The organism is Aurantimicrobium minutum (assembly GCF_029893825.1).
Classification (GTDB): Bacteria; Actinomycetota; Actinomycetes; order Actinomycetales; family Microbacteriaceae; genus Aurantimicrobium; species Aurantimicrobium minutum_C.
The window spans coordinates 1,192,563-1,213,784 of sequence record NZ_JARXXV010000001.1; the positions used below are offsets into that span (position 1 = coordinate 1,192,563).

Annotated in this window: 27 protein-coding genes; 8 read left to right on the forward strand and 19 right to left on the reverse strand. The window is 53.0% G+C overall.

What is annotated here, in order from left to right; all coding sequences use genetic code 11:
- Positions 1 to 23 precede the first annotated feature (23 nt).
- Positions 24 to 1,832, forward strand: coding sequence for an MDR family MFS transporter (locus M2120_RS05770; RefSeq protein WP_280797761.1), 1,809 nt, complete (start codon positions 24 to 26; stop codon positions 1,830 to 1,832).
- A gap of 72 nt (positions 1,833 to 1,904) precedes the next feature.
- Here the strand turns inward: M2120_RS05770 and M2120_RS05775 are convergent, their stop codons facing one another.
- Positions 1,905 to 2,045: a hypothetical protein gene (locus M2120_RS05775; RefSeq protein ID WP_280797762.1), complete on the reverse strand. Its 141-nt coding sequence runs from the start codon at positions 2,043 to 2,045 to the stop codon at positions 1,905 to 1,907.
- Positions 2,046 to 2,081: 36 nt separating this feature from the next.
- On the opposite strand from M2120_RS05775, the gene M2120_RS05780 reads away from it, so the two are divergent.
- From M2120_RS05780 to M2120_RS05795, 4 genes are read left to right on the forward strand one after another with little or no spacing between them, the layout of a single operon-like run.
- On the forward strand, positions 2,082 to 2,843 hold the full coding sequence (locus M2120_RS05780) for a hypothetical protein (protein ID WP_280797763.1): 762 nt from the start codon (positions 2,082 to 2,084) through the stop codon (positions 2,841 to 2,843).
- Positions 2,840 to 3,949 carry a glycosyltransferase family 4 protein gene (locus tag M2120_RS05785; protein ID WP_280797764.1) on the forward strand — a complete coding sequence of 370 codons (1,110 nt, stop codon included), beginning with the start codon at positions 2,840 to 2,842 and terminating at the stop codon, positions 3,947 to 3,949. The genes M2120_RS05780 and M2120_RS05785 overlap by 4 nt, the downstream gene beginning before the upstream one ends.
- The gene (locus M2120_RS05790; protein ID WP_280797765.1) at positions 3,946 to 4,956 is read left to right on the forward strand and encodes a PqqD family protein; all 1,011 of its coding nucleotides are present in this window, start codon (positions 3,946 to 3,948) and stop codon (positions 4,954 to 4,956) included. The genes M2120_RS05785 and M2120_RS05790 overlap by 4 nt, the downstream gene beginning before the upstream one ends.
- Positions 4,953 to 5,732 carry a galactosyltransferase-related protein gene (locus tag M2120_RS05795; protein WP_280797766.1) on the forward strand — a complete coding sequence of 260 codons (780 nt, stop codon included), beginning with the start codon at positions 4,953 to 4,955 and terminating at the stop codon, positions 5,730 to 5,732. Before M2120_RS05790 ends, M2120_RS05795 begins: the two co-directional genes overlap by 4 nt.
- On the opposite strand, the gene M2120_RS05800 is transcribed toward M2120_RS05795, so the two are convergent.
- Positions 5,729 to 6,529, reverse strand: a complete 801-nt coding sequence (locus M2120_RS05800; RefSeq protein ID WP_280797767.1) for an HlyD family efflux transporter periplasmic adaptor subunit — start codon at positions 6,527 to 6,529, stop codon at positions 5,729 to 5,731. The two genes, M2120_RS05795 and M2120_RS05800, sit on opposite strands and share 4 nt — an antisense overlap.
- 62 nt (positions 6,530 to 6,591) lie before the next feature.
- Here M2120_RS05800 and M2120_RS05805 point away from each other — a divergent pair, with 62 nt between their 5' ends.
- Together M2120_RS05805 and M2120_RS05810 are read left to right on the forward strand one after the other, a co-directional pair.
- Complete coding sequence (locus M2120_RS05805; RefSeq protein ID WP_280797768.1) at positions 6,592 to 8,793, forward strand: cysteine peptidase family C39 domain-containing protein; 2,202 nt, start codon at positions 6,592 to 6,594, stop codon at positions 8,791 to 8,793.
- Complete coding sequence (locus M2120_RS05810) at positions 8,790 to 10,925, forward strand: ATP-binding cassette domain-containing protein (RefSeq protein WP_280797769.1); 2,136 nt, start codon at positions 8,790 to 8,792, stop codon at positions 10,923 to 10,925. Before M2120_RS05805 ends, M2120_RS05810 begins: the two co-directional genes overlap by 4 nt.
- A 44-nt stretch (positions 10,926 to 10,969) precedes the next feature.
- Here M2120_RS05810 and M2120_RS05815 read toward each other — a convergent pair whose 3' ends face one another.
- From M2120_RS05815 to M2120_RS05875, 13 genes are all read right to left on the reverse strand, one after another.
- Positions 10,970 to 11,764, reverse strand: coding sequence for a hypothetical protein (locus tag M2120_RS05815; protein ID WP_280797770.1), 795 nt, complete (start codon positions 11,762 to 11,764; stop codon positions 10,970 to 10,972).
- 319 nt (positions 11,765 to 12,083) lie between these two features.
- Entirely contained in the window at positions 12,084 to 12,272 is a 189-nt protein-coding gene (locus M2120_RS05820; RefSeq protein WP_280797771.1) for a hypothetical protein, read from the reverse strand.
- 27 nt (positions 12,273 to 12,299) lie between these two features.
- The gene (locus M2120_RS05825) at positions 12,300 to 12,458 is read right to left on the reverse strand and encodes a hypothetical protein (protein ID WP_280797772.1); all 159 of its coding nucleotides are present in this window, start codon (positions 12,456 to 12,458) and stop codon (positions 12,300 to 12,302) included.
- Positions 12,459 to 12,525: 67 nt separating this feature from the next.
- Positions 12,526 to 12,678, reverse strand: a complete 153-nt coding sequence (locus M2120_RS05830; protein ID WP_280797773.1) for a hypothetical protein — start codon at positions 12,676 to 12,678, stop codon at positions 12,526 to 12,528.
- Positions 12,679 to 12,803: 125 nt separating this feature from the next.
- Positions 12,804 to 13,046: a hypothetical protein gene (locus M2120_RS05835; protein WP_280797774.1), complete on the reverse strand. Its 243-nt coding sequence runs from the start codon at positions 13,044 to 13,046 to the stop codon at positions 12,804 to 12,806.
- A gap of 51 nt (positions 13,047 to 13,097) precedes the next feature.
- Positions 13,098 to 13,238 carry a hypothetical protein gene (locus M2120_RS05840; RefSeq protein ID WP_280797775.1) on the reverse strand — a complete coding sequence of 47 codons (141 nt, stop codon included), beginning with the start codon at positions 13,236 to 13,238 and terminating at the stop codon, positions 13,098 to 13,100.
- Positions 13,239 to 13,482: 244 nt separating this feature from the next.
- Positions 13,483 to 13,647, reverse strand: a complete 165-nt coding sequence (locus M2120_RS05845) for a hypothetical protein (RefSeq protein ID WP_280797776.1) — start codon at positions 13,645 to 13,647, stop codon at positions 13,483 to 13,485.
- A 104-nt stretch (positions 13,648 to 13,751) separates the two neighbouring features.
- Entirely contained in the window at positions 13,752 to 13,904 is a 153-nt protein-coding gene (locus M2120_RS05850; RefSeq protein ID WP_280797777.1) for a hypothetical protein, read from the reverse strand.
- Positions 13,905 to 13,949: 45 nt separating this feature from the next.
- Positions 13,950 to 14,138 (reverse strand): hypothetical protein, encoded by a 189-nt coding sequence (locus M2120_RS05855; RefSeq protein ID WP_280797778.1) that lies wholly within the window; start codon positions 14,136 to 14,138, stop codon positions 13,950 to 13,952.
- Between the two features lie 382 nt (positions 14,139 to 14,520).
- The gene (locus M2120_RS05860) at positions 14,521 to 14,712 is read right to left on the reverse strand and encodes a hypothetical protein (protein ID WP_280797779.1); all 192 of its coding nucleotides are present in this window, start codon (positions 14,710 to 14,712) and stop codon (positions 14,521 to 14,523) included.
- A 9-nt stretch (positions 14,713 to 14,721) separates the two neighbouring features.
- A complete protein-coding gene (locus M2120_RS05865; protein ID WP_280797780.1) occupies positions 14,722 to 14,880 on the reverse strand; it encodes a hypothetical protein in 159 nt (52 codons plus the stop codon).
- 48 nt (positions 14,881 to 14,928) lie between these two features.
- On the reverse strand, positions 14,929 to 15,594 hold the full coding sequence (locus M2120_RS05870) for a pyridoxamine 5'-phosphate oxidase family protein (protein WP_280797781.1): 666 nt from the start codon (positions 15,592 to 15,594) through the stop codon (positions 14,929 to 14,931).
- On the reverse strand, positions 15,587 to 16,438 hold the full coding sequence (locus M2120_RS05875; protein WP_280797782.1) for a DNA-methyltransferase: 852 nt from the start codon (positions 16,436 to 16,438) through the stop codon (positions 15,587 to 15,589). Before M2120_RS05875 ends, M2120_RS05870 begins: the two co-directional genes overlap by 8 nt.
- A gap of 37 nt (positions 16,439 to 16,475) precedes the next feature.
- Between M2120_RS05875 and M2120_RS05880 the strand changes: the two genes are divergently transcribed.
- A complete protein-coding gene (locus M2120_RS05880) occupies positions 16,476 to 16,802 on the forward strand; it encodes a GNAT family N-acetyltransferase (protein WP_280797783.1) in 327 nt (108 codons plus the stop codon).
- Here the strand turns inward: M2120_RS05880 and M2120_RS05885 are convergent, their stop codons facing one another.
- From M2120_RS05885 to M2120_RS05900, 4 genes are read right to left on the reverse strand one after another with little or no spacing between them, the layout of a single operon-like run.
- Complete coding sequence (locus M2120_RS05885) at positions 16,803 to 17,648, reverse strand: alpha/beta fold hydrolase (RefSeq protein ID WP_280797784.1); 846 nt, start codon at positions 17,646 to 17,648, stop codon at positions 16,803 to 16,805. It abuts the gene before it with no gap.
- The gene (locus M2120_RS05890; RefSeq protein ID WP_280797785.1) at positions 17,648 to 19,114 is read right to left on the reverse strand and encodes a peptide MFS transporter; all 1,467 of its coding nucleotides are present in this window, start codon (positions 19,112 to 19,114) and stop codon (positions 17,648 to 17,650) included. The genes M2120_RS05885 and M2120_RS05890 overlap by 1 nt, the downstream gene beginning before the upstream one ends.
- A gap of 4 nt (positions 19,115 to 19,118) precedes the next feature.
- Positions 19,119 to 19,844: a type 1 glutamine amidotransferase gene (locus M2120_RS05895; protein ID WP_280797786.1), complete on the reverse strand. Its 726-nt coding sequence runs from the start codon at positions 19,842 to 19,844 to the stop codon at positions 19,119 to 19,121.
- Entirely contained in the window at positions 19,841 to 21,124 is a 1,284-nt protein-coding gene (locus tag M2120_RS05900) for a Mur ligase family protein (protein ID WP_280797787.1), read from the reverse strand. Before M2120_RS05900 ends, M2120_RS05895 begins: the two co-directional genes overlap by 4 nt.
- Positions 21,125 to 21,222 lie beyond the last annotated feature (98 nt).

The window sequence follows — 21,222 nt, forward strand, 5'->3', positions numbered from 1 at the left end:
CTTTCCCAAGCCAAAGGCTATGTATGTCAACTAAAGCTGTTGCTGACGCAATCATGTCCAAGCGTGAAATCTTGTTCGTGATGATCGGACTCATGTCCGGAATGTTCCTCTCTGCACTCGACCAGACCGTGGTGAGCACCTCCATGCGCACCATCGCGGATGACCTCGATGGCATGAGCCTCCAGGCGTGGGTCACCACCGCCTACATGATCATGTCGACCATCTCGACCCCGCTCTATGGCAAGCTCAGCGACATCTTTGGACGTCGCCCGCTGTTCATCATTGCAATCTCCGTCTTCGTCATCGGCTCGCTGCTAGCAGGAACTGCAGACACGATGTATCAGCTCGCTGGTTACCGCGCAATCCAGGGTCTCGGTGCTGGTGGTTTGATGGCGCTGCCATTGGCCATCATGGGTGACATGCTCGCTCCACGTGAGCGTGCAAAGTACCAGGGCTTCTTCCTTGCCGTCTTCGGCGTCTCCTCCGTCATAGGACCACTCATTGGTGGTGTTCTTTCCGGAACTCCTGAAATCCTTGGCATCACCGGATGGCGTTGGGTCTTTTTGATCAACGTGCCTATCGGCATCGTTGCACTGGGTATTGTGCTCAAGGCACTTCACCTGCCCAAGACTCACCACCGTGTTCGAATCGACTGGTGGGGTGCGGCAACGGTTATCACTGCAACCGTTCCACTGCTGGTCGTTGCTGAGCAGGGTCGCGAATGGGGCTGGCTATCCACCGCATCCATTTCCTGCTACCTCATTGGTGCCTTCTCGGCTGTTGCCTTCGTCATGATCGAACGCTCCATGGGAGATGACGCACTCATCCCCATGAAGATGTTCAAGTCACAGACCTTCACCATGGCCACCATCCTGGGTGTGTTTGTCGGATTCGGCATGTTCGGTGCAATGATGACCATTCCTCTTTATCTCCAGCTGGTCAAGGGTGCTACCCCCACCGAGAGTGGTTTGCTCATGCTTCCCATGATTTTGGGAATGATGATTGCCAGCATCGTCTCCGGTCAGGTCATGGCTAAGACCGGAAGCTACAAGTGGTTCCCCCGCATTGGTACTGCCTTCATGATCGTGGGCTTCCTGCTGTTCACACGCCTCACCTGGGACAGCCCACTGTGGTTCGTCATGATCGGCATGTTCTTCATGGGAGCCGGTCTGGGTCAGCTGATGCAGACCCTGACCGTTGCCAGCCAGAACTCGGTAGGTCCACGTGACATCGGTGTTGCCACCAGCTCCTCCACCTTCTTCCGCACCATGGGTGGAACTGCCGGAACTGCAATCTTGTTCTCGGTGCTGTTCAACACCATTCCTGAGGCACTCAAGAAGGCTTTCGAAACTCCTTCGATCACCGCAGGTGTTGCCAAGGCCCTGGCAAACCCCAAAGTTCTCTCAGACCCAGCTAACGCTGCCATTCTCGCTGTCTATAAAGACCCCACCCAGGTGGGAAGCTCACTCGACGGTGACACTTCCTTCCTCGTGGGAGCTAACCAGGCGCTAGCTAAGCCATTCTTGGTGGGCTTCGCCGATGCAACGGTGAGCATCTACTGGATCGGTTTGATTGTGGTGTGTATCGCATTCATCCTGAGCTGGTTCCTCAAGGCAACTCCACTTCGTCAGAAGTCCGCCATGCAGGAAGCTGCAGATGCAGACGCTGTCCTCATTGCTGAGAAGGCAGCCGAGATGACCGGTTCCATGGTTGAACCTGGAACTGCCACCGGTGCTATTGCCCTCAAGGCTGCCGAAGAGCGCGAAGCTGCCCGCGAAGCACACAAGGCAAAGACTGAAGCCAAGGCTAAGAAGAAGGCCAAGACTCCCTAGGTCTGATAAACACTACAAGCTTTGCCCGGGTTTTCTCCTGGGCAAAGCTTGTCATTCATGCACTTCCAGGGCCTACTCTTTGAGATGGCTCATCACGCGCGGAGTGACATAGGAAGAATCCTCACTGAGAGCGAGGATTTCTTCGCGTTCTTCTTCAGTGAGCGATTCACATGCTTGAGCGAGAGCGCTGTCGGGTCGAATTGTGCCGGCCATAAATTCAGAATAGTTGGCGGACACTATATTTGAGGAATGCCGCAGACATTTGTGATCATGACACCGCTAAAGAATGCTGCGCGGCATCTCGATAGATACTTTGAAAACATTGCGTCATTGGAGCAAGACCCCAGCGTCATCAGCCTGGGATTTCTTGTGAGCGACAGCACAGATGGCACACTCGAAGCACTGAATGCGCGTCGAGAGGAACTCGAGCAGAAATACCGCAACGTCACGATAGTCGCGAAAGACTTTAATTTCGCCATTCCAGAAGACTTTCACCGGTGGTCAAATGCAATTCAAGCACCCCGGCGCATCGTTCTCGCTAAAAGCAGGAATCACCTCCTTTTTGCGGCACTCAGGGATGAAGACTGGGCAGTGTGGCTGGATGTTGATGTTGCGTGGTATCCCCCAGATGTCTTGACCAAGATGGTTGCGACAGGAAAATCAATCGTTCACCCCAACTGTGTGATCGAACGTGGTGGAAAGGCATACGACGGCAACGCCTGGCGCCAGGACGGAACCCTATTCATGCACGGCATGCGTGGTCACGAACTTGTTCGCCTAGAGGGTGTTGGTGGCACCATGATTCTCATCAAGGCGGACATTCACCGAGACGGTTTGGTATTTCCAGCTTTTCCCTATGGTGTGCGATCTCCCTATTCCCGCAGCCGTAACGAGGTTGTCGGTATTGGTGGTGGTGAATTCGAAACAGAAGGCCTTGCCATGATGGCGAAAGACATGGGGCACGAAACGTGGGGCATGCCGAATCTCGAGATCCTTCACTTGCCCGAATGAACAAACGCGTAACGTTCATCACTCCCCTCGTTCCCGGCTCAACTGGCAACGGTCTCTCAATGCGAGCAGGCGTCTGGTTGGAATGCCTCGCGCAAGATTTCGATGTTGATGTTGTGGTCATACCGATTTACCCTGCTGATCCCAGTGCTCCTGATTTTGTGCGCAGACTGGCTGGAACAGTTTCCGTCTTCGAGTGCTCTCGTGGACAGGTCAGCGGGACAGTGGTGCTCAACGAGGCAGACCAAGGCCGAATAGAACAGCTTGTTCAACACAGTTCCCTTGTTGTGTTCTTCCGGTTAGCTATCTCTGAAATCGTGCGCAGTCCCACGTTTCCCTCCACGCCTCGAATCCTCGATTTAGATGATGCCGATTGGGTGCGAGAAGAACGTTTGGGAAAACAACTTCTTTCCCAGGAGCTTTCCACCCTCACATCCGTGGTGAGTAGTTCGTGTGATGTAGTGACGTTTGCGGAACCACCTGAAACAATCAGTGATGTGCACGATGTGGTGAACTCTCACATTGTGCATGTACCCAACATCAGTAGAGGTCCCTCTTCACCAGTCTCACCTGCTAGACAACCATCCACTGATCTCATTTTTGTGGGAAGTTTGGGCTACGCACCCAATGAGCAAGGAATACTTTGGTTTATTTCAGAGGTGATGCCGCTCCTGACTGAGGCAAGACTGACAATTGTGGGAACGTTCCCTTCACAACAATTACGGGCACTCGAATCAGAAAAAATCCGAATTGCTGCTCACGTTCCCGAAGTTGACTCATGGTATGAATCTGCATCTGTGGCCATCGTTCCACTCTTTGCGGGTTCGGGTACTCGAACGAAAATTCTTGAAGCTTGGGCTCACGAGCTTCCGGTCGTCAGCACAACACTAGGCATCGAAGGTATCGAAGACACTCGTGGAGCACTGATTGCTGATACTGCTAGCGAATTTGCTCGTGCATGCCACAGACTTCTGGTTGACAAAGTATTGGCAAAAAATATTGCTGCCGCTGGTTATGAAACTTGGAGCCACCGCTACTCTCTTTCGCATGCACGTCATCACATATCCTTGGCTGTAGAGAAAGCTCTCGAACTCGGAAATACTCGATGAACCCCACCAAACGTGACGACCTCACCATCGTGCCTGCGCACGACGGCTACTTAGTGACCGTTCCTGATTCTCAACTCGTCACGTGGCTCAATCGCACCGCTTATATTGTGTTGCAGCTGTCAACCGGGACAAATTCAGTTCACGGTATCGCTGCCGCGGTTCGCGAACTCTTCGACCTCTTTCACAACCCGCGAGCTGAGGTAGAAAACGCATTACGTGAACTTCAGTCCTCAGGTCTTATTTCTGATCTAGCTAGTGAAACCACATCAGAGCAATCACTGCTCATACTGGTGTGGGCACCGGGTGAATCCATCTCTGTTTCTACGCTCAAAAACATCACCTCAATAACGCAGACCCTCGACAGCCACGACATAACGCATCACATGGCAATTGACAACCATGCTGATCATGCTCTCTCTCGCAATAGAGCACTCAGTGCCATGCTCATGAGAAATACCTTCTCGCATGTCCTCCTTATGGATGCAACTCAACAAGCAAGTGAAGCAGTGGCCGGGGTCTCACTAGGTCGCATCCTTTCCAGTGAACATGACTTTGTCAGCATTCCCGTGAAAAGCTCCGATCCCAACTGGGCAAAGGTTTCTGCAGGGAGCCTGCTCACCCCTCAACAACTTTCAGGTTTTTCCTTCACCTATAACGTCATGTTTGACGAGCTCAAGGGACCACGCGTTCGTAGCTCAGGTTTTATCGAGGCATCACATACCAGTACGGCAGCGGTGGTGATTTCTCGAACAGGTTTAGAAAAACTAGTCTCCACCTCACATGTCACTCGTTACCGTGGACTAGTTGGGGATGGTCGCATTGAATACCTCGAGCACTACTGGGGTTTCTTTGACACACTTGTTTCTTCCCAAAGGCTGGTCACCGGTGACGTTGCATTTTGCGAACGCTGGAGAGCGGCTGGCGGGCACATCATGGCCGACACCACAGGAGCATTTGGTCTCTCCCTCAGCGGTGCCCGCGAGGCAATCAAACAGAACAAAAAATGACCTTCGTCGCCATAGTTCCCTTCCGCAATGACTCCGCAGGGATTCGTCGCGCCAACGCCGAAGCAGTGCTGAACTGGCTGAGCGGACTTGGGATTTCAGTCCTGCTTTCGGAACATTCTGCTCAGCCAGATAGTGAGCTCATCGTGCCCGATGGGGTTCGGAGAATTCACACACCTTCATCCGAGGCGTTCAATAAAGCTCAAGCCTGTAATGCAGGGTTCAAGAACACCACCGAAGATGCCATTGCCTTGGTGGATGCAGATACCGTGATGAACTCTCGAGTGTTTATCGCTGCACTCAAGCGTGTTGCAGCAAAAGATGAAGTAATCCGCCCATTTGGTTCCCTTACTGACCTGACTGTGACGGAAACAGAAAAATATCTCACGACTCAGGAATTGCCTGTTTCTGCCGATACACAGCGCGATGATCGTAGAAGCGGCGATGTCATTCCGATGTGTGGCGGCATTGTCATCCTCACACGCGAACGCTATTTCTCCGTCGGCGGCTTCGATGAACGATTCCGCGGATGGGGTGGCGAAGACGATGCTTTTGGATATGCACTCGCCCGATCCGGTGCAACGATCATGATTGTGAAAGCAGAACCTGCCTATCACTTGTGGCATGACCGCAACATGATCGCGCGCGCTACACACCCGCACTACCGCAACAATGTTGCCTTATCGCGGTGGTGGCACTCGGCTCCAGCAGAAGAACTCAATAAGCAGATTGAATCAGCGCAATTAATGCTGACGCCGGGATGGCCTGCGCGGAACTAGTTCCCCGTGAAGGCCTGCCACGGAGTCTGGTTGCGCAGCACAATCTTTGCATCCACAACGGTTCCGCTGGAGACATCATCAGCATCCTTGGGGCCACCGCCTGACCACTTCAAGCCATAAGCACCGTTGGGATCGGTTTCCAATTCAACATAGATTTCTTGCACAGGACCTGTTGCCATTAATTCCTGCGCCAACCCGGTGTCTCCCAAGATGAGCTGGAGTCGCTCAGCAGTTGCAGGAAGAGCATCTACCTTGACGATCTTGCCGACAATATAACCGGCCTGGGTGAGGTCAGTTGTGGTGGGGCTCACTTCAACCTTGAGTCCCGGGACAACATCACCCATTGCGGCGACAGGAACAAAGAGGAGTCCGACCATCGGCTCAGTGTTGTGAGCAATAGTCATCACAGGCGCACCTGCCCCAATGAGGGCATAGCTCGATGTGGACAAGGACATCACTGTGCCATTGATGGGTGAGGTAATGGGGACATCAACACCTTCAGGAGTCTGAACAGTGGCAACCACATCACCTTCAGAAACAGATGTTCCAGTGGGAAGGATGTCTTTGGAAATGGTGCCCTCGACAGTGGAATACACCTCAACGTTGCCTGGGGGGTTGACCATGACACCCATTGCTGGGGCCTTGACCGCGAGCTGGCCTCCAAAAAGCCACAGTAAGCCACATACTGCAGCAACTACAGCCACGATCAAACCAAAACGAGCTGGTGTGGTGACGAGGCGGAAGGGGCGGTCAACATCCCCCGAGGGCTCTTTGGCAATTGCACGATTCCTGAACACAATTTGATTGTAGCCTTGAGGAGAAACTTCACAGTTATCTATCAGCCAGGAGGGTGGGGCACTTGTCTATAGAAGCGCCTGCTGCGCCGGAACAAGCCGCACCGGAACAACCAGATGAGTTTGCTTTTACTCACTCTCTGAAGAAAAAACGCACCGCTGTCCCCACTGTGCTTCAAATGGAAGTCACCGAGTGTGGCGCCGCTTCCTTGGCGATGATTCTTGCCCACTACGGAAAGTGGGAAACTCTCGAAAACCTCCGACTAGCTTGTGGTGTTTCTCGCGATGGGGCAAGTGCCAAGAGCGTAGTTCAAGCTGCCCGCCAATACGGACTCGAAGCCAAAGGCGTCAGCATCTCTTTGGAAGGTTTAGCCAATCAGACTTCTCCTGTGATTGCCTACTGGGATTTTGCTCACTTTGTAGTTGTCGAAGGAACCTCAAGTAAAGGCGTTTTCCTCAATGACCCCGCACGCGGTCGGGTGCTGGTCAGTTGGGAAGAGGCAGATAAGTCCTTCACTGGCCTGATATTGAGACTGAAGCCCACCGAAGAATTCACGAAGGGTGGTTCTGCTCCCAATGCGCTCGCCTCAATGAAGTGGCGCGTCAAAGGCATGAGTAGCGGTATTGGCTTTTTGCTTATTGGTGGTCTGGTCTCCGCCGTACCTGCTCTGTTGGGTCCACTCGCCCTCCAAGCATTTGTTCAGCAATATCTCATTGCAGGACTCAAAGAATGGGCAGGCATTGCACTGTTCATCATGAGTGCCAGCCTGGGCTTGGGAATGTTATTGGGGGTTTGGCAGAGCATTGTTGCTCGCAAGCTCACCCAAGCAATGACTGTTCGGGAAGCCCAGATCTTGGTTCGTCGCGCACTGCGACTTCCCACCTCCTTCTATGCACAGCGTTATCCCGGTGAAATTGCAGCTCGCTTGCAGCTCATTGATTCTGTCTCTCAAATAGTTGCCGGAACGATTGTTCCTGCAGCGGTAGGTTTCATTACTTCGATCGCGGTTGGTTTTGCACTCTTTGCCTTCTCCTGGCAGTTAGCGGTCATTGCCTTAGTTGCCGCAGGTACCGTTCTGCTCACCGTGCGCGCAGTGCAGTCCAAGCGTATGGATCTATCTGGCCGTATCGGTCAAGAAAATGCAGCCTATGCCGGCGCAGTCGGATACTCCCTCCGTTCCATCGAAACCATCAAGGCAACAGGTGGTGAAGCACACGCTCTGCGCACTGTATTGGGTCACTATGCCAAGGTGAACTCAGTGAGCAATGACCTGATGATGTCCTCCTCCATTCTGGGAATGCTGCCAGGCCTGGTCAGCACCATCGCGGGTGCGTTGGTGATAGGCGTGGGTGGTTTACTCGTTGAAAGTGGTTCGCTCTCGGCCGGTGGCTACATTGCCGTCATGGCATTGATCCCCATATTCATGCGTCCCATTGGCTTATGGTCTTCTGCTATTGACACACTCCAGCAGGCTCGCACCTGGATTACCCGTCTCGATGACCTTCTCCAGCAGCGTGAAGAAATTGTGGGAACCCAGCAGCCCAAAGGTAACGGGGTTCTCGAAGTCAAAGACATCACTTTCCGGTACTCACCTCTTGCAGCACCCAGTGTTGAATCCCTATCGTTCCGGCTTGAACCTGGAAAACGCGTCGCACTCGTTGGTGCTTCTGGCAGTGGAAAGTCCACAGCGGCTCGTTTGGCGGTGGGCCTTCTCCAGCCCACTAGTGGTGAAGTTCTTCTCGATGGTGTTCCCGTGGCAGAAACTGCACCTGCCATCCGTTCACAATCCCTCGGCTACGTCGAGCAAGATGTGGTCTTGTTTGCCGGCAGTATTCGTGACAACATCACCATGTTCGATGACCTCATCGACACTGCAGAGGTAAAAGCTGCAGCCGAAGCTGCCTCGATTGCGGAAGAGATTGAGTCTCGTCCCGGCGCCTACGAATCCACCCTCTCTGATGGCGGGCGCAACATGTCAGGTGGCCAGCGTCAGCGCCTCGAAATTGCCCGCGTCATGTTGCGCAAGCCCGGCATCGTGGTGCTGGATGAAGCCACCAGTGCGCTCGACCCTATCGTGGAAGAGCAGGTGATGAACTCACTACTTGCCTCCGGATCCGGACTTCTCATCATTGCTCACCGCCTGTCCACCGTGCGTGACTGTGACGAAATCATTGTGATGAACAAGGGCAAAGTTGTTGAGCGAGGAACCCATGAGGAACTTCTCGCCTCAGGCGGTCACTACGCAGAATTGGTAGGTTCCGAATGAGCCAGGCACAGTCAGCACAGCATGCAGTGCGCAGTGTTGTCGAAGGTGGCCGCATGGCTGCCCACGAAACGACCGAAAACGATCTCATTAATGCGGTCTTGCGGTGTGCAGAGTTTGAGAAAATTCAAGTCCCTAAGTCACGCATCTCCCCTGCGCTACGCACCCACCCCACCACACCAGATCATGCTGCGCGCGCGCTCGGTATTGCTGTGCGAAAGATTGATCTCGCCTCTGAAAAGAAATGGTGGATTGCTCAATCAGAAGCACTCCTTGTCAACTTCCGTGGGGAATGGCTAGCTATTACCCCCCGTGGAGTTCGTTCAGTCCTCCACCTCTCAAATGGAGCAACCGTTAACGTCACGGCAGAAGTTGCGCAAGAAATTCAGCCCGATGCCTGGGGTCTCATCCCATCGCTGCAAGATGGGCCCACCGGGGTTAAGCAACTCATTCGCCTGGGATGGAGCCACGGCTCTGTTCGTGATGTGCTGTTCTTGGTCGCAACTGCCGTGGTTTCCATCTTCATTGGCATGATCGTCCCGGTCACAAGCGGTCTGATCATTGGAGAACTTGTTCCCGCCGGGGAAGCTCAAAGCATCGTGGTGCTGATGGTGATCTTAATTTTGATTGCAGTTATGACAACGTTTATTGCAGCAAGCCAAGGCCTCATTATTCAGCGACTCTCAGCACGTTTCGGTATCCGGATTACCGAGGCAATCTATGAGCGCGTGTTCCGTTTGCCTGCATCTTTCCACCGTGAAAATGTTCCCGGCGAGCTTGGAGAGCGTATTGCTGGTGCCGGTATTTTCCGCAGCGCCATGGCCTCTATTGTGCCCTCGATCATCTCTGCAGTTGGAGCTTTGATTGGTAGCGTCATCGTTTTGAGCTACCTCAGCCCCTCGCTTGTTGTCGGAGTTGTTGGCTTAGCGTTGCTCTCGGTTCTCATTGGTGTGGCCATGCTCCCCAAACTTGGCCACAATGCCAGCCGTCAAACAGAGTCAAACATTGAGCTCACTGGTTTGACGTTCTCCATGCTGGTGGGTATTGCCAAGATCCGCACGGCAGGTGCGGAAGAGCGTATGTTCTCTCGCTGGACCTACCGCTTTGCCAAAATGCACATGGCCTTGCGTGATGTCAGCCAGACAAACCTCATCATGGGTCTTGTTTCCAGCCTGCCCACGGCGTTAGTACCGATCATTCTTGTCGTTTCCGAAGCAACCGGTGCGAGCCAGCTCACCATTGGTGAGTTCACCACTGCTACTTCCGCTTCTGCCTCTGCGGCAGCAGCGATTGTGGGCTTGCTGCCCTTAGCTATCGGTCTGGTTTCGGCATGGCCCAGCATTGTCTCTCTCAAACCAGTCCTTGAAGCAGAACCAGAACCTCTGGGTAATGCTGGGGGAGATCCCGGGGTTCTCTCCGGTCGTGTTAGTTTCGACACCGTCAACTTTGGCTACACCCCCGAGATGAACATTTTGAGCGATGTTACTTTCAACATCCCAGCGGGCACCATGACGGCGATTGTGGGAGCAAGCGGTTCCGGCAAGTCCACCATAATTCGACTGCTGTTGGGCCTAGAGACACCTGAGTCAGGAACTGTGCTCTATGACGGCCAAGCACTCAGTTCGCTCGACCGTGCTGCCGTGCTGGCCCAGATGGGTATTGTTCCCCAGGAATCAGCATTGATCCCTGGTTCCATCTTGGAAAACATTTTGGCTAGTGCTCCCGGTAGCACTGAAGAAGATGCCTGGCGCGCTGCCGAGCGCGCTGGTATTGCTCAAGACATCCGTGAGATGCCCATGGGCATGCAGACCGTCATCAGTGACGGTGCCAGCACCTTCTCAGGTGGACAGAAGCAACGCCTCATGATTGCGCGAGCACTCGTCAACGAGCCCCGCATCCTCATCCTGGATGAGGCAACCAGCGCCCTAGATAACCACACTCAAACCATGGTTTCGGAATCTATTGAGAACCTCGGATCCACGCGAATCGTAGTGGCTCACCGCCTGTCCACGATTCGCGGAGCAGATCAAATCATTGTGCTTGATAAGGGCAAGGTGATTGAGGTTGGAACCTATGACGAACTCATGGCGCTCAATGGTGCATTCACCAAACTAGCTTCTCGTCAGATTGCCTAAGTTCAGCTAACACAATCTCTAGCCTTGAGCTAATCGGTAGTAATTCAGTCTTTCTTTAACTCTTGCTGAGCTTTACGTGCCTTGGTGTATTTCGAGGCAGCTTTCAGGCTGTCTTGGATATTTCCTGAAATACGAACAGGGCCGATGTGCTTGGTGGGTGTCTTGAGATCTGCCCATACCTGACCACCGACTGAACGCCAGCGATCACACAGCGCGTAGTCTTCCGAGAGATAGACACCCTTGTCATCGATGAAAGGGTCCATGAAGGTCCAGCCACTCTGTTCACCATCAGATGCATGCAGTCCCTGGGTGGCATGAGAAACGGTGTCACTCTCGGAGATTTTCACGAGAGCTTCGCGTGAGAGCAACATCACTGCCGACCCGATCGCATGTACTGGGATAAACCCATCAACTGCTTTCTGCTTGGGTTCATACCAGAGCGCATACTGGTTGGCGATAACTTGCAGTTCTTCTGCCGAAGCATCTGGGACGTAGTCCAAGTGCTCACGAATTTTGTTCCAATTTACGTCTCTAAAAGGAACAACACAGCCCACAAAGTCATGACCCGAACGAATAATGCGTTCAATGCCTTCTGGACTCACCGTGACATCAGCGTCAAGCATGAGTAAGTGAGTGTATTTCTCGTTTCTGGTGACCACACTGGCAAAGCAATTTCTGCTTCGCGTCACCAACCCATCGGGTTGGGTAATAACTTCAAGAGTCCAGCCGATCTTATTGAAGTGTTTCTGCAGGTTCATGACCGAGTGCAAGTATTCGTGAGAAATTACTCCCCCGGCAACAGGAGTTCCGAGGTAAACGTGGGGGGTTTGAGTAGTCATATTAGAAAGAAGGGTCGAAGGGAATAAAGCCCGATTTGCCGCTTGCAGCGCGCTTTAAGAGATCGTCATCTGGTTTGAGTTCTTCATTTTCAAATATTGGTTCTGTAGCCATTAGATTCCTTGAGAGCAGCGAAGTTGCAGCAAAAAGATGCATACTTGTCTCAGATTACTGCTCTCACTCAACCAAAAAGGTGTTAAACGCCACAAGCTCTCTTTCAATATCGGTGCGTGCCATGTCTGTTCTCGTACCATTTTTCGAAAATGGGCCTTCTCCGCCCTGCTGCTTACTTTCGCTGCAAAACCGTTGTGTACTCGAAGTTCACACTGATACGGTCCCATCTGGCCCAGGTCCCAAAACAACGTTGATATAGACGATGCTGTTGTAGGTGATGTTCATGGAACTAGGTTGATCAAGAATATTCCTGTTGCCGCCTGCGGCGACAGCTAGTGACTCGTCATCTATCTCTAATTCAACTGCAGAATTCACAGATTCTTGTTCATCTTTCATGACTCACAGCCCTTCACACGTGTTGAACTACTGCCGGTGTCCGATGATGTTGATGGTGGAGTTAACGGAATAGTTTAAGGTTCCACCTGTGCCATCTATTGGAGAATTTAACAGAGTCAGTCCACCTGCAGCTAGGGCTAGCGACTCGTCATCTACGTCAACTTCGTTGTCAATATTTTCTGTCATGCGCTTTCCTTACAATCCGAGAACAAGACTCAATCAATCCCCACCTTGCTGAATCACTATCAGCTCTTCACGAGAAATAGATTGTCTCGTTGTAAGTGTAGGTGGTATTTGTCGGTGGATGGTTGGGTAAGTTGTAGTTCACTAAGCCACCAGCTGCTGTCTCGAGCATCTCGTCATCAACATCGATTTCTTCATTGTCTGGAGTTAGATCTTTGCTCATGAGCATTTCTCCCTCAGTTGGCGATGAGATAAGAGTGGTTAAGTAAAATCTTGGACAAATGTCCAAATAGTCTCCACTATTTCAGCTGAATATGAACAGCCGCGTAACTGCGCTAAATCGATTTACTATCCCACAGGACCATGCGGAGAAAGGGTAGGACCGGGCTGTATGAGGTCCATATGGTGCGGAGCAAAGTTAGTTACAGGAGCAGTGACGGAAGGCAAACCCGGGTTAAAAGACACAGGGTTCGATGGTTGAGACTGACTGCCACCAGGAAAAATTTCTCCGGAAGATCCTCCGGATGCAATCTCTAAAGCATCGTCATCGAGTTCAATTTCTTCGTTTTCAGAAGTTGGTTCAGTAGTCATTTGGATCCTCAGAAATTTCTTTAGCACTAGCCCAACAAGTTGCTATCAGGCCTAGTGGTAGATGGTGGCGTTTTGGGAATAGTTGTAGCTTGGGGGTGGGTCTGTTGGAGAATTCATCATCTTTATTCCACCTGCAGCTAGAGCTAGCGACCCGTCATCTACGTCAACTTCATTGTCGATATCTTCTGACATGCACTTTCCTTAACATCCAAGAATGGAACTCAATCAGTCTCACTGTAGCTCAATAAATTCTTGACTTCAGAACAAGTGCTATTTCACGTTATCTCAGAAAATTGGTGCGACTTCTGTCAGTGAATAATGAGGTGTGAACGACCATGTCCCGGGTGTGACATTGGGAAAAGTGAATTTAATCACAACAGTGCTTGTGCTTTGGTGGCTTGGAGCCCCGCCACATCAGCTGCTAACTCTAGAGAGTCTAGACGCCGGTAATCGGATAAGTTAAGTGGCCTGTGGTGGGGTCGTAGGTACCACCGCCAGGCGTGGTTATTGGCGAATTAGTAATAATAGTGCCAGGCCCTGTTCCACCTGAGGCTAGCTCTAGAGCCTCGTCTTCAATTTCAAGTTCATCTTCAAAATTCATGACCTAACCCTACTTCGAAATCTTGCTCAGACATACTTTCTCATTACCGACTTGGCTGACTGAGGAAAATACATCTGCGGCAGAATACTTTCCTCATCCTTTTCCTAAAAGGATGAATCAAAGGGTATAAAAGTCGACGCATACACAATCATGGTTGCATTTGTAGCATCACTAGGTTCAGGATCTGAAACTGCTCCTCCGCCCGAAGCAATTGCTAACTGGTCGTCCTCTAGTTCGTATTCTTTGTCATCGCCCATTAGGTAAACCTCTTTGCGTGTTAGGGAAGTTAAAACCAAGTCAGGTTAGACATGATCTAGGTAATGATCACTGAAGTTTGAGATGACAGTGGTCACGGAGACTGTAACAACTGGATCAGCTATTTGAGAAGGGTCCAAGACAGGTTTGGCGCCCCCTTTTGATGGTGCAACACCACCCGCAGCAAGTGCAAGTGCGTCATCATCAAGCTCTACTTCATCGTTGTCATCATGCATAAGCTTTTCCTCAATCCCGCCTATTGATTGTCAATCAGTAAGCGGGGGCATCTATGTGATGTGTAGAGAAGTTAGAGACGGCAGGAATGGTAGCTATTGGATAAATTACATCACCACTTTGACCAGTGTCCTGGTTCCGCCTTTGAGATGGTGCAAGGCCGCCCGCAGCTAGCGCGAGTGCGTCATCATCAAGCTCAAATTCTTCATCGTTTTCCTGCACTTAATAACCTTAACTCTTTGTGAATGCCCTAGAACCAGAGAATCTCAAAACGAGTATTCACTTCAAGTACTTCTAATTCAAGACTTTCTAGTTTCAGTTGGCTGCATAACTCTTCACAAGGTGCTCTAACAAGTAGCTCTGGGAGATCCCAGGCTGTTGCCTTCAGCGAGTCGGTCGAGAAGATACAGGTGGAGGAGTTACTTGCCCTGTGGTGGGGTCTACCGTATATCCGCCAGGCAAGGTTATCGGGTCCATACCAATCGAATTAGAAGAAGGATTGGATTGAACACCGCCACCTGCGGCAAGCTCTAGAGCCTCGTCTTCGATTTCTAGTTCATCTGGGTATTCAGTCATTATGCTCTCCTAAGAAACCGTGTCCGTGATGGTTGATTGGAAGTAAATTGTCTCGTTCACAGTGTAGTTCGGTTGCGGCGGTGAGTTCAGAAGGTTATGTAATACAACCCCACCGGCTGCAGTTTCAAGAACCTCGTCATCTACTTCAAATTCGTCGTTATCGTTCATGACTTCTCTTACCTCGTTTTTCACCTGTTGCGGAGGGATTCGACTACTTCAGCTTAAGCGTTGAACCTGTGCAATCACAGAGGGTGAAACAGGCGTTCCCTCTGGAGTCATCTCGGAGGCGTAAGGCTCGCCAGCCACTACACGAAGTGGCAGCACGCCCGCCCAGATAGAGCGGTCATCGCCGTCATCTTCGAATTCGTCTGGAGGTGCGGCACTGACTTTCACGCTGGCTCGCTCGAGCGGAACGCGCAAAACCATGGTGGCTGCCAGTTCCTTCTTCGTGGTCTCTCGAACCTCGTCCCAGCGTCCGGGCATCATGTGGTTGGTCAAGATTGCGAGGGCTTCGAGCTTCTCATCGCCTTCGACCACAGTTGCACTACCCATGATTACGGCAGAGCGATAGTGAATGGAGCTTTCAAAAGCTGAGCGTGCATAAACCAGGCCATCGAGCAAGGTCACCGCGATCGAGAGCGGACGTCCGTCCGCCATCTCGCGGAAGATCCCCGAGCCAGTGGAGCCATGAATAAGCAAGGTGTCACCGTCGCGGCCAATACCCACCGGGAGAACAACGGGCTGGTCTCCGCGCAGAATCGCAACGTGACCCACAATGGCATCATCGAGGAGAGCATTCAGTGCGTCTCGATCAAAGACCTGCTTCTCAGGAATGCGCTTCACTCGAAGCTCTTCTGTCCGGGGAAGTTCAGCATTACTCAAAGTGAACAGCTCCTTCAAGCGGTGCAAAGCGCGAGCGCATCACGGCGAGCGCTTCGGGGTTTTGATCAACCAAGATGAAATGACGGCCTAAGGAAGCGGCAACAGCACCTGTTGTTCCGCTGCCGGCAAAGAAGTCCAGCACGGTGTCACCCTCGCGAGAAGACGCCTGGATTATTCGACGCAGAATTCCTTCAGGCTTTTGGGTGGGGTAGCCGGTCTTCTCTTTGCCCGTGGGCGAGACGATGGTGTGCCACCACACATCGGTAGGAAGCTTGCCCTTGGCAGCCTTCTCCGCGGTGACGAGACCCGGAGCCATATAGGGCTCGCGGTCCACCTCTTCTGAGTTGAAGTAGTAGTTCTTAGGATTCTTCACATAAACCAAGATGGTGTCGTGCTTTGCTGGCCAGCGGCCCTTCGCCTTAGCACCGTAGTCATAAGCCCAGATCAACTCGTTGATAAACGAATCACGACCAAAGAGAGCATCGAGCATCACCTTGGCATAGTGGGCCTCGCGGTAGTCGAGATGAAGATAGAGCGTGCCATCATCGGCAAGCAGACGCCATGCTTCACGCAAGCGAGGCTCTAGGAAAGCCCAGTAGTCATCGAAGCGATCGTCATATTTCATGAGGTCGCTGCGGGTGCGCTCATAGCTTTTGCCTTTGAAGCCCACCAAACCTTTAGTGGAATCATCCGCGGCAAGGACCGAGGTCACCTTGCTGCGTGATTGCTCACGCCCGGTGTTAAAGGGAGGGTCGATATAAATCAGCGTGACAGATTCATCCGGCAGGGTCGCCAAGACGTCGAGGTTGTTTCCCTCGATTACGCGACCAGTGCCAAAACTCACGTGCCCATTCTCGCAGTAATCGTCCTAGGCTCGTTCTATGAGCACTGAAGTAGTCCACCAGCCCGGACAAAGCCGCTATGTCATTTTGAGTGATGACAAGGAAGTGGGTGTTGCCCACTACGTCTCCCGTGAGGGTGACATCATGATCACGGGCACCTTCATTGACCCTGCTCATCGCAATGAGGGCTTGGGTGCTGTGCTGGTTCGTCGCACTATCGATGACATCATCGCCACCACAGACAAGAAGGTCACCTCAGGGTGCTGGTTTGTCACCCAGTGGCTGGATCTCCACCCCAACTATGTCGAGAAGGCACGCTCAGGTGGTGTCGACGCAGAGCTGGGCAACACCTGCCGCATTGTCTAGTTAGGACGCGACTCGTTCCGAAATCCACGAGATCATGTCGTCGATGACTTCTTCTTTGTTGGTCTCATTGAAGATTTCATGACGAGCCTCTGGATAAATACCCAGCGTCACATCGGTTTGACCAGCTCGTTCGATATAGCTTTCAGCAAGCTTGATGTTGCTGGGTTTTCCACCCAAGGTGTCATCTTCTCCCACAATCATCAGAAGTGGAACCTGAGCCATGTCCTTGGCAGGCTTGCCAAATAATCGCAGGCCATCGGCAACACCGTAAAGCTTGAGAGTGTCAGCTTCGAAAGTCCAGGGGTCTTCCTTGAATGCTTTCCAGACCGCAGGGTCACGGCTGAGCCACTCGTGTCCTGTGCAGCCGGGTGCATCGAAGCGCTTGTTGAGCTTGCCGGCATTCATCGAACCTGGCTGGCGATATGCACTTCCCGAGAACACCACAGCGGCATAGTCTGCCGCGTGGTCATTAATGAGCACTTGGCCCATCAAAGAGCCCATGCTGTGGCCAAGTAGAACAATGGGAACTCCAGGGTTCTCAGCACGAATGATGTTGGTCATCTCGGTGAAGTCGGCCACGGCAGCACGGAAACCGCCAGGGCCTAACTTGCCGAGTTTGGACAAGTCGCCACCGAACTGCTTCACACCGGTACGGCCATGGCCACGTTGGTCTGGAACATAGGCGGAGTAGCCAGCAGAGTTCAGGGCAGCTGCCACGTGGGCATAGCGACCTGCGTGATCTCCAAGGCCGTGCATGATCTGGACCACGGCACGTGGGTTCGGAACCGAGTACACGTCATAGACAATGACAACGCCCTGGGAGTCAGTGAACTCGGTGGTGATCATTAGCGAACGCCTTCCATCAGCTTCAATACCCACTTACGAATGAGTAAGAGCACAATACCGAGTCCAATGGCCGCAAGACCAGAGTAGGCAAAGTAATCAAAGTTCAGCTCTGGGTGCTTCTCGTCATACAAACCAGCAAGCTGGCCAGACATTGCCGTGCCCAATGCGCTGGAGAGGAACAACAGAGCAACCATTTGGGTGCGGTAGGCAGTCGGTGCCAGCTTGGTGCTCACCGAGAGGCTGACTGGTGAAATCAGCAGTTCAGCAATGGTGAAGACGAAGAGAATTCCCACCAAGGCCAGAAGAGGTGCGGTGTGGGGTGCTGCGTTATAAACGGTGAGGAAGAGCAGGAATGCCACGCCCATCACAATTGTTCCGAGGCCCATCTTCACCGGAGTGCTGGGCTGCTTGGTTCCCCACTTGGTCCACAGTGCTGCAAAGACACCCGAGAGAGCCAAGATGAAGACGGGGTTGATCGACTGCACCCAGGAAACAGGCATGTCCCAGCCGAAGATGCTCAGGTTCAGCTGGTCGTTGGCAAAGACCGTGACCACAGTGAACTGCTGCTGATACAGAGACCAGAAAGCGGCACACGCAATGAAGAGTGGAATGAAGGCCAGCACGCGATTGCGTTCAATCGGCGTAATTAGCTTGCTGCCCAGAATCACGATGAAGTAGGCAATTGCTGCAGCTGCGGTCACAATGATGATCACCGTGGCAAGGTTGCTGCTGGTGATAACTCCGGAGAACACCAGAAGAGCAATGAGAGCGACACCGGCGAGCGCGAGTAAACCAACCAGCCACTTTTTATTGGAGGGAAGTGGGTTAGGAACTACACGAGTCTGGGGCGGAAGCTTGCGGCGACCAATGGTGTACTGGATCAGACCCGCAGCCATACCCACTGCAGCAAGACCGAAGCCCCAGTGGAATCCATAGGTGGTCTGCAAGAAACCGGTTGCGAGCGGACCCACAAAAGCACCTAAGTTAATGCCGAGGTAGTAGAGAGAGAAGCCAGCATCACGGCGAACATCTCCTGGGGCATAGAGCTGACCGACGATGCTCGTCGCGTTGGCCTTGACGCCACCGGCGCCGATTGCAATCAGAATCAGACCAACGGTCAGCCCGGCATAGGCGGGAAGCACCGCCAGTGCCACGTGACCAAACATCACCATCACGGCTGCATAGAACAGGACTCGTTCACTGCCGAAGAGCCGGTCTGCTAACCATGCGCCCAAGATGGTGGCCAGATACACTCCACCGCCATAAGCACCCACGATTCCGGTAGCGACCTTAACGTCGATACCGAGGCCACCCTTAGCCACGGGGTAGAACATGTAGAGCAGCAAGATGCCCTGCATGCCGTAGAAGGAGAAGCGCTCCCACATCTCCACACCAAAGATGGTGGTGAGTTGACGGGGTTGACCGAAGAAGGTTTTCTCAGGCTGAACTGGAGCAGTTGTCGACATGGGATTACCTATTCTTTGTCACAAAATCGAGACGCTCCTTGCGCAGCGCCTCCACTTCAGCCTCGACGATGTGTTCGAGCTTACGGTCAATTGCCCAGCTCAGGAGTTGTTCGGCAACCTGAGGGTTACGAACCAGGCAGGGCCCGTGCAGGTAGGTGCCAATGACGCGGCCATTGATCGCACCTTCGGTAGTGCCGTCGCCGTTACCAATCCCGGAGGTGACGGACGCAAATGGTTCAACCCCAGAACCGAGGTGAGTGAAACCACCGTGGTTTTCATACCCGGTCAGCACCGCAGAAATACCTGCAGGTCCTGAAGACAGTGGGTGTGCCACAAGCTCTCCCACCGCACGCTTCTCTAAGCGGTCGGTAGTGACATCAAGCAGGCCAAGACCTGCCGAAGGCTTGCCCTCAGCATCAAGGAACGTGTGGCCCAAGATTTGGTAGCCGGCACAAATAGACAGCACAGCAGCACCATTCTTCACGCCTTCGGCGAGCGCACCGCTGGCGTGCAGCGCAGCTGCGGCAGCGGACTGCGCGGTGTCTTCACCACCACCTAAGACATAGATATCTGCATTCGCAGGAACCTTGTTGCCGGGAGAAACTTCCTCAACCGAAACAGTGATGCCGTGGAGCGCAGCGATGTGGCGCAGCGCCGCCACATTTCCGCCATCTCCATAAGTGCCGAGCAGCGTGGGATAGATCGACGCAATCTTGACGGTCTTACTCATGCGTCCACCTCGCCTTCAAGTGCACCCACGCGAATCTTTTGGAACGCTGTATAGGTTGCAGCGCAGTCAATGACGTCAATAGCGCGAACGCTGTCAGGAAGATCAGCATCAGGAGCGAACGGGTCTTCCACCACGACAGAATCAACACCGGCGTGGAGCAATCGCACGGCCAGATCGCGGCGGCGATTGCCGGACGCGATCACCGTGCGTCCTGCCAAACGTTCAAAAGGAACATCCCAGAGCCAGGAAGGGTCGCGGCCATCTGCACTGTTTGAGTTGATCATGACAATCACCGGTGTAGGTGCTGGGGGCATGATGTCGAGCAGTTCACTCCAGCCCGCGGGGTTCTTAGCCAACAGCAGTCGCACCTTCAGCGCACCCGATTGAACAACCGCATAGCGGCCAGATACTGCCGAAACGGTGGACATGAGTTCCACAGCCTTGGGCAAGTTGTATCCGAGTTCACTGCACGCGGCTAAAGCCATGGTGGCATTCGAGGCATTGAAACGACCAGGCAGGTTCAGATCGGAGAGATCAAACTTTTCACCCGTTGGTGAAATGGCAGTAGCGGTGGTCTTCCCCTGTGCCGCCTTCCACTCAAAGTTCCATGAAGGGGTGGGGCGTTTTCTTCCGCAACCCGAACAGCTCCAGGTCTTCTCATCACGGGAAAGCAGAGTTCCACACTCTGGGCAGACTGACGAGTCAGCAGTCCATGCCTGGCCTGCTGAAACCCAGACGATCTTCTTTGTCTTCTCGGCAGCAAAGACCACGATGGGGTCATCCGCATTAGCAATGATGAGAACCTCGGGGTTCTCTTCGATCATTTTGCGCCACTTGCGCGCAAGCATCGCCACTTCACTCATGCGGTCAAGCTGATCGCGGCTCAGGTTGGCGAGAAGCACAACCTTCGGCTTCGTCTCTTTCACGATCCGTGGCAGATATGCCTCATCGACTTCGAGCACTGCTTGAGCGCCTGGAGCGCCGGTGGCCAAAGCCCACACAGCGCCTTCGGTCATGTTGGCCCCGGTAGTGGGCGAAGCGATTGGTCCACCCTGGCTCATTGCTGTTGCAAGCAGACGAGTGGTGGAGGTCTTTCCGTTGGTGGCAGAAACTAAGGCTGCAACTCGTCCTTGAGCTAAGTCCTCAAGAGCGTGGGGAGAAAGTTTGAGGGCAACAGTGCCGCCAATGATCATGCCCTCGCCTCGTCCAGCCAACCGCGAAGCGGTGGCAGCAAGTTTGCCCGCAGAAATCGCCAGACGGGTTCGCAGGGGCGTATTCACCTCTCCACTTTATTCTGTGACGAAGTCTTTCCCCTGTTGGCGTTTGCTTGTTTGAAATAACAGTGAATAAGAGTAGTGTCATCCACTGGTGCGCCGGG

Bases quoted from the DNA above. Each gene is read 5' to 3' on its own strand.
- M2120_RS05770 (WP_280797761.1), top strand. From the start codon at position 24: ATGTCAACTAAAGCTGTTGCTGACGCAATCATGTCCAAGCGTGAAATC.
- M2120_RS05775 (WP_280797762.1), bottom strand. From the start codon at position 2,045: ATGGCCGGCACAATTCGACCCGACAGCGCTCTCGCTCAAGCATGTGAA.
- M2120_RS05780 (WP_280797763.1), top strand. From the start codon at position 2,082: ATGCCGCAGACATTTGTGATCATGACACCGCTAAAGAATGCTGCGCGG.
- M2120_RS05785 (WP_280797764.1), top strand. From the start codon at position 2,840: ATGAACAAACGCGTAACGTTCATCACTCCCCTCGTTCCCGGCTCAACT.
- M2120_RS05790 (WP_280797765.1), top strand. From the start codon at position 3,946: ATGAACCCCACCAAACGTGACGACCTCACCATCGTGCCTGCGCACGAC.
- M2120_RS05795 (WP_280797766.1), top strand. From the start codon at position 4,953: ATGACCTTCGTCGCCATAGTTCCCTTCCGCAATGACTCCGCAGGGATT.
- M2120_RS05810 (WP_280797769.1), top strand. From the start codon at position 8,790: ATGAGCCAGGCACAGTCAGCACAGCATGCAGTGCGCAGTGTTGTCGAA.
- M2120_RS05815 (WP_280797770.1), bottom strand. From the start codon at position 11,764: ATGACTACTCAAACCCCCCACGTTTACCTCGGAACTCCTGTTGCCGGG.
- M2120_RS05820 (WP_280797771.1), bottom strand. From the start codon at position 12,272: ATGAAAGATGAACAAGAATCTGTGAATTCTGCAGTTGAATTAGAGATA.
- M2120_RS05825 (WP_280797772.1), bottom strand. From the start codon at position 12,458: ATGACAGAAAATATTGACAACGAAGTTGACGTAGATGACGAGTCGCTA.
- M2120_RS05830 (WP_280797773.1), bottom strand. From the start codon at position 12,678: ATGAGCAAAGATCTAACTCCAGACAATGAAGAAATCGATGTTGATGAC.
- M2120_RS05835 (WP_280797774.1), bottom strand. From the start codon at position 13,046: ATGACTACTGAACCAACTTCTGAAAACGAAGAAATTGAACTCGATGAC.
- M2120_RS05840 (WP_280797775.1), bottom strand. From the start codon at position 13,238: ATGTCAGAAGATATCGACAATGAAGTTGACGTAGATGACGGGTCGCTA.
- M2120_RS05845 (WP_280797776.1), bottom strand. From the start codon at position 13,647: ATGAATTTTGAAGATGAACTTGAAATTGAAGACGAGGCTCTAGAGCTA.
- M2120_RS05850 (WP_280797777.1), bottom strand. From the start codon at position 13,904: ATGGGCGATGACAAAGAATACGAACTAGAGGACGACCAGTTAGCAATT.
- M2120_RS05855 (WP_280797778.1), bottom strand. From the start codon at position 14,138: ATGCATGATGACAACGATGAAGTAGAGCTTGATGATGACGCACTTGCA.
- M2120_RS05860 (WP_280797779.1), bottom strand. From the start codon at position 14,712: ATGACTGAATACCCAGATGAACTAGAAATCGAAGACGAGGCTCTAGAG.
- M2120_RS05865 (WP_280797780.1), bottom strand. From the start codon at position 14,880: ATGAACGATAACGACGAATTTGAAGTAGATGACGAGGTTCTTGAAACT.
- M2120_RS05880 (WP_280797783.1), top strand. From the start codon at position 16,476: ATGAGCACTGAAGTAGTCCACCAGCCCGGACAAAGCCGCTATGTCATT.
- M2120_RS05885 (WP_280797784.1), bottom strand. From the start codon at position 17,648: ATGATCACCACCGAGTTCACTGACTCCCAGGGCGTTGTCATTGTCTAT.
- M2120_RS05890 (WP_280797785.1), bottom strand. From the start codon at position 19,114: ATGTCGACAACTGCTCCAGTTCAGCCTGAGAAAACCTTCTTCGGTCAA.
- M2120_RS05895 (WP_280797786.1), bottom strand. From the start codon at position 19,844: ATGAGTAAGACCGTCAAGATTGCGTCGATCTATCCCACGCTGCTCGGC.